Consider the following 9717-nt stretch of genomic DNA (forward strand, 5'->3'; position numbering starts at 1 on the left):
CCATTGTTGATGCGAAGTCTGCTCGATGATTCCCTTCAGCATAAAGCAGCTCGAGACGTTCCTTTGGGTCTCCACACTTGGCAGCTTCCGCAAGACGGCCAGTCGCCTGAACACCACACAGCCCGCTGTGTCGGCCCGGATCGCCAGCCTCGAGAAAGCTTTGGGAGTTCAGCTCTTCGAGCGGCTGAGCAATACCGTGCGGCTGACGGCCATGGGAGAACAACTGCTCCCCTTGGCGCAACGGACGCTGCGCACCGCGGATCGGCTGCAGCGGGCGGCCGACGCTTTGGCCACGGTCAACGGGGTCCTGCGCCTTGGCGTAGCCGAAACGGTCGTACATACTTGGCTGTCCGACTTCCTCAAGGAGTTCCGCGAAAGCTATCCGAGTACCGATGTAGACCTCGTGGTCGATGCCACCGTCAAGCTGCGCGACGAGCTCCTCGCACACCGGATCGACATGGCTGTCCTCATGGGACCGGTATCGGAGCACCGCATCGAGAATATCACGATACCGCCCTTTCCTCTTGTGTGGGTTTGCGCGCCCCATATCGAACTGCCGGACACGCGAACGAGCTTGTGCGAGATGCTGCGCCTGCCCGTCATTACCTATGCCAAATCGAGCCGACCTTATAGCGAGCTCTATCACAAGCTCAGCAACGACCTTGACGATATACCGCGCATATTTCCGGCCAGTTCCCTGGCGGCCTCCTTGCGGATGGTCATCGACGGCATCGGCATCGGCGTCCTTCCCCAGGACCTCGTGGAGCCCTATGTCGAGAAAGGGCAGCTTCGGATCGTGGATTGCGAATGGCGCCCGTCCGACCTGCGGTTCACCGTCTCATTTTCCATGGAGCCATTCAATCCAGTGGCCGAGCATGCCGCGCTGCTGGCGGCCAAAGTCGCCAGCACCTATGCAAGAAGACGGCAAAGCCCGGCGGAAGAACATTCCAGCGATCTCCCCTGAAAGATCAAGCGCCGGCGCAAGGGCGGAGCGACCCCGCGCCGGACAATTCTTCAAGCCGTTCGAGGCAGGTAGACCCTGTCGCCGGCATAAACGAGGTGCGGGTCGACGATGTGGTCCATGTTCAGCACTATGGTTTCCGCTACATCGGCCGAACGGCTTCTGGCAATGATGCCGATGCTTTGACCAGGCTGCACGACCACCCATTCGTAACCCTGGCCTTCGAGATCCGGATTGTAGCGGCCATCCGTGTTCTGCGCCCCTTCGTCGTGCGGAGCAACGAACGAGGCTGAAACCCAACCCTCATGCTGCCGCCCGTCCCAGCCATATCCGGTGACGGCAACCCACTCGTTGCCCGCCCCGTCGGTCCTGCGTTCGCCAGTTTCCTGGATCAGCGACCCCGGCTTAAAGACCGTCACCTTCTGCGAATCAATGCCCGGCTCCTCGCGCAGGTTGAGGCCATCCTCTGCGGTGACGACCAGCTGCGGGTGGGGTTCTTCCGTCTCCTCCGGTTCTTCGGGCTCGACCGGCGGCTCACTCGGCTCGTCCGGAGGAGGGGTGACCGGCTCTTCGGGAGGCTGATCCACGGGAGGTTCGACACTCTGATCTTCTGCCAGAACCGAGGACAGCGTAATCCCGCTGAACAGGAGCAGTCCCCCTCCGAAGGTGACGGCCTCGATTATACGAGATCTCATGCTCGGAGACTTGGACGGATGGCGCCAGGCGTTGTACCCAAGATAGCCGGAGCCGATCGCGAACAGCCCCCCGGCAATCGTATCGGCTCCGCCAGGGAAGGCTCTCAAGGCGTCCGATGCGGCATCCGGCATGAAGGGCAGACCGGACAAGTCCGATCCCTCCATGACCTTCCCGGTATATCCGACCTCCCCAACCGAATAGACCCTCACATACTCCAAGCTGCCCGCCGCGTAGAGAGAAAGCGCCCACTTGTCCGTTGCCGGGAAAGCAGGTTTGCCGGTCCGCATCTCCTCGATGGCTTTCCCGGCAAACATCAGGCTCCCAACCTGATACGTGGTGTTTACGGCCGGGTTTCCGGGTACCCCGAGGACGCCGTTGGCAATGGTGGGCATGTAGGAAACGGCATCGATGCCTCTCAATACGCGGCCCAGAACCCTGTCGGGCCCTGTCGCGTCGGCATACTTGAACTTCCAGATCGTGCTCATGCTGCGCCAGCCATATGCACCGGCGGAGATCGATGAAAGGACATCCGGAGGCAGGAAGGCGAACGGAACAGCGCCCATGCTGACCGTTGTATAGCCGATTGTCATGGAAGGCTCCATCAAGCCGAACGCAGCCCGCCGGTCGCGCGAAAGCTTGAGCTTTTGGCTGAATCTCAGGGCCTTGATCTGATCGGGGGTAAACGCATCCAACTGGCGCGATGTGAAACTTGCCACCTGCTCCGGACTGAGCCTCCGCACAATGCTCGGATCGAACTTGGCTACTGTTTCCGGCGCGATCGCCTCAAGCTGTTCCTTGCCGAGCGCCCTCAACTGGTTCTTGCCGAGCGCATTCAGTTGATCGGCCGAAAGGCTGCCGATCTGTAATGGGCTCAGAGCTTGGAGCTGCGACGGTTCGAAAGCTGCCACCTGCTCAGGCTGAAGCTTTGAGACCTTGTTCGGCGTAATCGCCCCGAGCTGATTCTCGCCAAGCGTCCTCAACTGGTTCTTGCCAAGCGCATTCAGTTGATCGGCCGAAAGGCTGCCGATCTGCAATGGGCTCAGAGCTTGGAGCTGCGACGGTTCGAAAGCTGCCACCTGCTCCGGTCGAACTCCCGAGATCTTTTTTGGTGTCAGCAGGGTTCCAAGCTGTGACGGCTCGAAAGCAGCCATCTGCTCCGGCCGAAGCTTCGAAATCCTTTCCGGCGTCAGCGTCCCAAGCTGATCGGATCCCAAGGCCCGCAACTGGCTGCCCTCCAGCATCGGCCATTGTTCGCTGGTAATCTTGCCTACCTGTTCGGGTGTCAACGCTGCGATCTGCTCGGGGGTGAAGGCAGCCATCTGCTCCGGTTTGAACGCGGTGATCCGGCCAGGCCTTATGGCTCCGAGATGGGTCGGGTCGATGGCCTGCAACTGATCCGAATCGAGCACGCGCAACTGCTTTTGCTTAAGCGCGGCAAGCTGTTCTGTAGTCAGTTTGCTGACCTGTTCCGGCGTGAATGCACCGATCTGGTCGGGACTCATCTTTTCCAGGTGCCTGGGCGCGATAGACAGCAGATAGCTCTCCGTCAGGGACGGTATATCCGCTATGGCCAGGCCCCGCACCTCCTTTGCGGAAGGCGCGGGTGGCAGATTGTTCTGCTGGGAGGCGCCCCTGATCCAGGGAAGCACGGCCGCCTGACCCGTATTCGGGTCGCGTACCAAAATATGCGTCTTGCTGGCTACACTCGGGTGATCGCCGCGTACCTGCGGCCCGATAGCCGGTGGAATGTAGATCTGGTCCGGATTTTTAGGCGGCGTGCCATAGACCATGGCGCTTATCCGCTGACCGTTCTCTCCGGTAAGCCGTAATGTGGGAGTTTTGCCGGTTCTGGCATAGGAAACGAAGCTCGCCGTTCCCATACCGGTTCCCGCAAATCCTGTGGTCAGCCCGGTAATCGCATCGGCGAGTTGGAGGCCGTTCATCTGATCGCCATAAAGGATGAGATCGCGCGCCGAGACGACCATGACGGGCGCGCCAATCGCGATCGCGCTCCCGTCGAGGGCGTAGGCTGCCCTGTTCAGGCCGCCCGCGGTGCGCATATAGTTGCTCACCTGCGTGGTATGGGGGGCGTTGTACCAGATATTCTTGAACCGGCTGGCATTTGCGGCTGCTTCGACGGTTCCGGTCGTGCGAACCGCCCCCATGCTCGCCAGGAAGGCCTGGCTCTTGGTCAGGTTGAGGTTGCGCGCCATTCCGATCGAGCGCAATCCGCTCGAAGCCATGGGCAGGGCTGTGGTCGCAACCATTGCCATGTTCATCAGAGATTCGGTCTCGCCCCACTCGCCGCCATGCTGGAGATGGTTTACCTGCCGCATCACGGCGCGGGTGCCGAGATAAGCGCCGCCGGCATAAGCGAGCGGCGCCGCGACGGGAGCAAGCGGCGTGAACGAGGCGACCGTCGCGACGGCGGTGCCGATGCCCACAACCGGATCGATGATCTCGTCGAAGACTGAAACATTGCGCGCCTTGACGACGTCGAGCTCGAACTCGCCATTTTCGCCGCGCGTCAGCTGAAGGTTTTCCGGAACGATCAGCTTGCCGTCTTCGGAGAACTGGTTGTTGTTGTCCTGGAAGTCCTCGACGCTGTCATAGGACTTGCCGGCGATATCGACGTAACGGGTCTCCCCCTCGTCATTCTTGACAGCGAACAGAGCCGTTTGCTGCACGCCGACTTCACCATCGACATAGAAAATCGGCACGATGCGGGCCTCGGCATCGTCGCCCCCTATGTCGGTGATCTCCTCCTTGACCTTGTCGAGGGCTTCGCGCCCTTCCGAGGTGGACGTGTCCAGAGGCAGCGCGCCGGTGATGTCCTCATCCGTCAGCCTGCGGAAGTTTTCATCATATCCCTGTTCATAGAGCGTCTCGAGCTGCGGCCGGATCTGCTCGTCCAGCATCTGGTCCTCGTGCTCGTCGAGATAAGCTTTGACAAGCTCATTATGGTGCGTCGGCGAGTTGGTGTATCCCTCCTCCAGCAATTCGGCGCGCTGGAACTCGTACCAATTGACCGAAGCATCCAGCATGTCACGGCTGTCTTCGGCCGTCTCTCGCTGATTTTGCGCGAGATCGAGCGCCAGCCGGCTCTCCGCCAGGCGTGGGTCCACCCAGAGCCATTCCTTGTCGCCGTCGCCATCGGCATCCATCTGGATCTTGACCGGCTTGCCGCTGGCTAAGAGCGCAGAAAAGCCTTCCTCGTCATAAGCCGCCGCGACGGACGGGGCTACATAGACCGTCTGTCCGGCGATTTGGATTTCGACGGGCTCGACACCATCGGGCAGCGTCCCTTCGGGCGCCGTCAATGTGCCGGGACCATGCTTCTCCAGAAGCTCCTCATATTCCGTCGTCAGCTCACTGATCTGATTGTCGAGGTCCTCGATGCGGATGTCGAGCTGATCCGACAGGGTTTGATTGAGGTTCTTGCCTGCCTGCAATTTCGCAGCCTGCAATATAGTCAGGGTGTTTCCAACGGTGCAGATTTCCGCTTCATGATCGATCCGGCCTTTTATGAATTCCTGCCACTGCTTGTTGAGCGGCCTGTCGCGATATTCCGGCCTGACATTCTCGTCATCCAGGGAATAGGTAAGCTGCTGTTCGGTCGTGCCTTCCTCGAAATGGTTGATCACCCAGAGCTGGCCATCCCTTTCCACGATCTCCTGGCTCTCCAGCAGGCCCAGATATTCGCCATTGATCCGGCTGTGCTTTTTGCCTTCCTCGAACAGATGCGGATTGTCTTCGTTGTATTCGATCAACAGTTGCTCGGCCCGCAATTCGGCATCGGCCAGATTGACCTTCGCCATATAGTAGTCGACATAGGCATCAGCGATGGTCAGCTGTTTCTCCAGCGCGCCCTGCTGGGTCTTGAGCTCTAGCCAGCTTACGGCCTGCGTCGGATCGACCCATATCCATTCCCCATTCCCATCGCCATCCGGGTCGATCTGGATGCCCACCGGCAAGCCGCCTGCCGTGAGCGCAGGCAGGCCTTTTTTCTCGTATTCCGCCGCAACTTCAGGCGACACCTGCACCGTCTGGTCCCCAACGGTGATCTCCACCGGCTCCACGCCCGCGGGCAAACCATTCTTCCCGGCGCCGAAACCATTTTCCAGATCGCCCAGCAGATAGTCGGTGGTTTTCTGGTCACCCAGGATGCGCTGGTAATCCGCCTGGTAGAACAGTTTCTTGAGTTCGTTGCGTGCTACTTCGCCTTTCTTGACTTCCTCCTGGTAGTTGTAGTCGCTATCGGCAGAAGTGACGACAGGCGTCGTGCCGTCAGGATAGAACGGCATGTTCTCCTGCTTTGTGATCGCCTGATTCATCAGGCTCTCGTAGGACTCGTAGGCATCCAGCGCCTCATTCGCCAGCGTCACCTGATCCTCGGCGTCGCTCAACCGCTCTCTGGCGTCGGCCAGGCTGCCTTCCGGCTCTGGCCGCACCCAGCGGTAGCCATGTTCGCCAAGAGCATCATCCAGGGTGACGCCGGCCGCTTCCATTGCTGCTTTGAAATCAGGATCGAGCGCCCAGACGTCGATTTGCGCCTGGTCCCTGCCGAACTCTGCCTGCAGCTTGGCAAGCTGACCATTGACGACCGCCTCCGCCGTTATCGCTCTGGCGACCTCGGGATGAACCCAATGCCAGCCCCCGTTGATCTGGACCGGCACCCATTCGCCGGGCGTCGTCGGCTTGCCCTGGAAATCGATGACCGTCACATTGCCGCTTTCGTCGGTCTCGACGACCGGAGTGGCCTCCGGGCCGATCCCATACTGCTCGATCGCCGCCTCGGTGGCATCTTCGAGATCGCCGGCCTCCTCCAGAAGCTGCTCATAGGTCCTGCCGGCGAGCATGCCCTCGATGACCGTCTTGACGATTGTGTCCCGCTTGGCCGTTGCGGGGTCGCTGCTTTCCGGGTTGATCGACAGGAGTGTGCGGGCCAATGTCTCCTCGACGCTGCCGGGCTCGATTTCGGTGGTCGTTCCGAGATCGTGATCCTCCAGCACTATCTTGCCGTCCGGCCCGGTCGTCAGCGTATAGCCGTTGAAGGTGATCTTGACTGTCTTATTGCCGTCCTCGGTGATCGTAGTGGTCCGGCGGCCATCCTTGTCTGTTACTGTCTTGGTGACGGTGCCATCGCTTTCCGTGGTGCGCCGGACCTCGTTGCCCTTGTCGTCGACATAAGTGATCGTTCGGCCGTCATGTTGCCAGTCGCGATATTGCGCGGCCACCTGATCACCGCTTTTGGTGTCCGTGATCACCGTCGAGGAGACATCGCCATTGTCGCTGGTAGGCTCGCCCGTCGTGATGGTGTAGCCGGCAGCACGCAGTTGCGCCTCCACCTGCTCGCGCGTAAGGCCGCGCTCCTCGGCGATCTGATCAAGGCTCTTGCCGTCGATGAAGTCATCGATCAGCGGCTGGGTGCCCTCCTTCGTCGGCTCCTGCCCTTCCGCCAGCGTGACTTCCTCGCCGTCGACGGTCACCGTTGTCGTGGTTTCGCCGTCCGTTGTCGTCTTTCTGAGCGTGGCTCCACTGGGCAATTCCTCCACCACCTCGACGGTGCCGTTGCCCAGGTCGTTCTCGTAGCGCGTCGTCGTCAGCCCTGTCTCGGGATCATATTCTTCTTCCATCTTCCAGCCGCGCTCGTCGCGCACCGGACCGGCAACCTCTTCGCCGTTTTCCTCGACGCTCGTATGGTACGCCCCGTGATGGAAGTCATAATATTCGGTGACCGTGCGTCCGCTTTGCGGATCGACGATCTTCGTGGTGCGGACGTCGCCATTGTCGCTCTCCGGGTCGGTGGTCTCGACCGTGTAGCCAGCCGCCTCAAGCTCGGCGATCACGTCCTCGCGTGTCTTGCCCTGCTCGTTCGCAATCGCATCTATGCTCTTGCCGGCCTCTACATCCTCGACAACGGAGTCGGCTGCCGCCTGATCGCCGGTATCCGCCGGATCTGCCTCGGCGGGACCGCCATAGTCGGTCGGCGTGAAGTTGAGGTGCAGCGGTACGCCACTGGAGGTGGAATAATAAAGCGCGGGCCTGACGATATTCGGATCAGTCCCATTGGTCGGCTGGACGCCATTCGTCGGCTGCTGAGTGCTTGCCGGGGTAACCGGCACAGGCTTCTGCACCGGCGTGGCAGCGGCAGCCTGCTGCTGTCTTTGAATTTCGGCGATGATCGCGCGCGCTGCTGCCAGGGCTTCCCAAGGGGTCTTCAGTATCGGCGAAATCCGGCGTACCACCATCGGAGATCACTCCACTCTCGCAAAGTTATCGCCCCCTCTGCCGCCCTGTTGTCCGCCCGCCTCGGGCAGGAGAAACGGCTCCCGCCGTCAGGTTTTCCAATAGATATTGAATGCCGCTAACTGGCCTTTTGTCTTCTCCAACGCCTTCTCGACATTGACGCCGCGATGCGCCGCCGTCAGCCCGGCCAGTATCTCAGCCGCCGCCATTGCGGGAACCATGCTCTGAAACCCGGAATGAGAGCGCGCGGTCACGATGACGCTCTCGCGCGCCAGACGGGCCAAGGGAGAAACCTGGCTGTCGGTGATGGCTATAATGGCAACACCGCGATCGGCTGCCTGCTGTGCGGTCTCGATCGTCGCCCGCAAATACGGCTCCAGAGCGACCGTCAGCATCACGTCGTCTGCGCCGGCATCGCGCAGGAGCTCCACCCCTGTCCCGCCGATCCCCTCAAGGAGGGTTGCAGGCTCGCCCAAAGCCGAAAACATGTGAGCGAAATGATGTGCAACCGCATGTTCCGCACGCAAGCCGAGGCTGAACAAGCGACGAGCACCGGCAAGCAGTTCCGCCGCCGCAATCAATTGTCCGGCATTCGTATAGTCACCCAGGCGCGCCACCTGCGCGGCGAGCGTATCCGACATCCTTCCGACCAGGGAAATGCCGCTCGGTCCTTCCTTGCCGGGATCCGGCAGGTCGGAAATGTCGAACTCCCGATCGGGATCGCGCAGCCCCTTGGCGTAGAGTGCGCGCATGTCATCATAGCTGTTCAGCCCCAGCGACCGCGCGAGGCGCATCATCGTACTGTGCGATACGCCGGCTCGAATCGCCTGTTCGCGCATCGACATCAGTGCGACGTCGTCCGGATGGTCGAGAACGAAACGACTTGCCACCTGCAGTTGCGGCGGCAAGGATTCAAATCGTTCGAGCAACAGCTCTGCCAATGGCCCCTTCTTCATGTCTCCAACCCCTTAGCCCGTTGATTACGCTACGCTGTTACTGTCACAAAAGCAACATATGGAATCTGAGGCTCCCAAAAATTCCAAATGGACTTTAATTTCCCGGTCCTTTGTCCTAGGATGCCCGCGTGCATGCACCTTTGAGCGAGGTTCGTGCACGTTATTCACTCACGTTCAAGGGAGCCGATAATGGGCGACTTTTCACCCGGCGCTGTATCAGGATCGTCTAACGAGGATAATCTCGACAAGATGATCAAGCACCAGGAAAAAATGTTCGCGTTGAGCATCAAAGCCGAAATGGCCAAATCTCAGCATGACATGAACATGAGCATCTCTCGCAAGCTCGGAGAGGCAGGCCAGAAGGCCTGATGACCCGGAGACGATATGGTGTGCCGCTAAACCCGGACGGGCGGCACACCACAAACTGACCCGCAGCTCGACGGCGGTTCACGCAGCATCGTGTCATGGGAGTGGCCTTGATGATGAACGAATTGTCGAAATTGGCAGATCAGTTGCGGGAGACGGATTTTGCCCGGAATATTGCACGGCACACGGCCCGCATTACAGAACGGGTATGGAGAACCGACACTTCCGGAACCGGTGAAAAAGATGCATCCGACCGACGGGTCGCATTCGAGGTCACCGAGGGCCTGCATTCCGGCGCAAATCTGGATTTTACCGATACCACCTTCACTATAGGGTCGAGCCTGGATTCGGATGTCGTCCTGAGCGATCCAGGCATTGCGGAAACCCATGCCCGGTTTCGCCTGAGCGCAAACCGCGTGCATATCGAGGCCATCGGCGGCACCGTGGCTCTGTCGGATGGTCAGGTCGTACCCGAGGGATACGGCCGCC

General features: G+C 60.3%; 5 protein-coding genes. 3 read left to right on the forward strand and 2 right to left on the reverse strand.

Annotated elements, in window-relative coordinates; translation table 11 throughout:
- Positions 1–25 precede the first annotated feature (25 nt).
- Complete coding sequence (locus L598_RS03795; RefSeq protein WP_144860538.1) at positions 26–964, forward strand: LysR family transcriptional regulator; 939 nt, start codon at positions 26–28, stop codon at positions 962–964.
- A gap of 50 nt (positions 965–1014) precedes the next feature.
- On the opposite strand, the gene L598_RS03800 is transcribed toward L598_RS03795, so the two are convergent.
- The gene (locus L598_RS03800) at positions 1015–7908 is read right to left on the reverse strand and encodes a DUF4781 domain-containing protein (protein WP_144860540.1); all 6894 of its coding nucleotides are present in this window, start codon (positions 7906–7908) and stop codon (positions 1015–1017) included.
- An 87-nt stretch (positions 7909–7995) separates the two neighbouring features.
- On the reverse strand, positions 7996–8862 hold the full coding sequence (locus L598_RS03805; RefSeq protein WP_144860542.1) for a MurR/RpiR family transcriptional regulator: 867 nt from the start codon (positions 8860–8862) through the stop codon (positions 7996–7998).
- A gap of 189 nt (positions 8863–9051) precedes the next feature.
- Here L598_RS03805 and L598_RS03810 point away from each other — a divergent pair, with 189 nt between their 5' ends.
- Together L598_RS03810 and L598_RS03815 are read left to right on the forward strand one after the other, a co-directional pair.
- Positions 9052–9231 (forward strand): hypothetical protein, encoded by a 180-nt coding sequence (locus tag L598_RS03810; RefSeq protein ID WP_144860544.1) that lies wholly within the window; start codon positions 9052–9054, stop codon positions 9229–9231.
- Positions 9232–9341: 110 nt separating this feature from the next.
- The coding region (locus tag L598_RS03815) for an FHA domain-containing protein (RefSeq protein WP_246658618.1) at positions 9342–9717 on the forward strand (376 nt) is incomplete at its 3' end.

The sequence above is a fragment of the Mesorhizobium sp. J18 genome (assembly GCF_007829525.1).
Lineage (GTDB): Bacteria > Pseudomonadota > Alphaproteobacteria > Rhizobiales > Rhizobiaceae > VLJP01.

Bases quoted from the DNA above. Each gene is read 5' to 3' on its own strand.
- L598_RS03795 (WP_144860538.1), top strand. From the start codon at position 26: ATGATTCCCTTCAGCATAAAGCAGCTCGAGACGTTCCTTTGGGTCTCC.
- L598_RS03800 (WP_144860540.1), bottom strand. From the start codon at position 7,908: ATGGTGGTACGCCGGATTTCGCCGATACTGAAGACCCCTTGGGAAGCC.
- L598_RS03805 (WP_144860542.1), bottom strand. From the start codon at position 8,862: ATGAAGAAGGGGCCATTGGCAGAGCTGTTGCTCGAACGATTTGAATCC.
- L598_RS03810 (WP_144860544.1), top strand. From the start codon at position 9,052: ATGGGCGACTTTTCACCCGGCGCTGTATCAGGATCGTCTAACGAGGAT.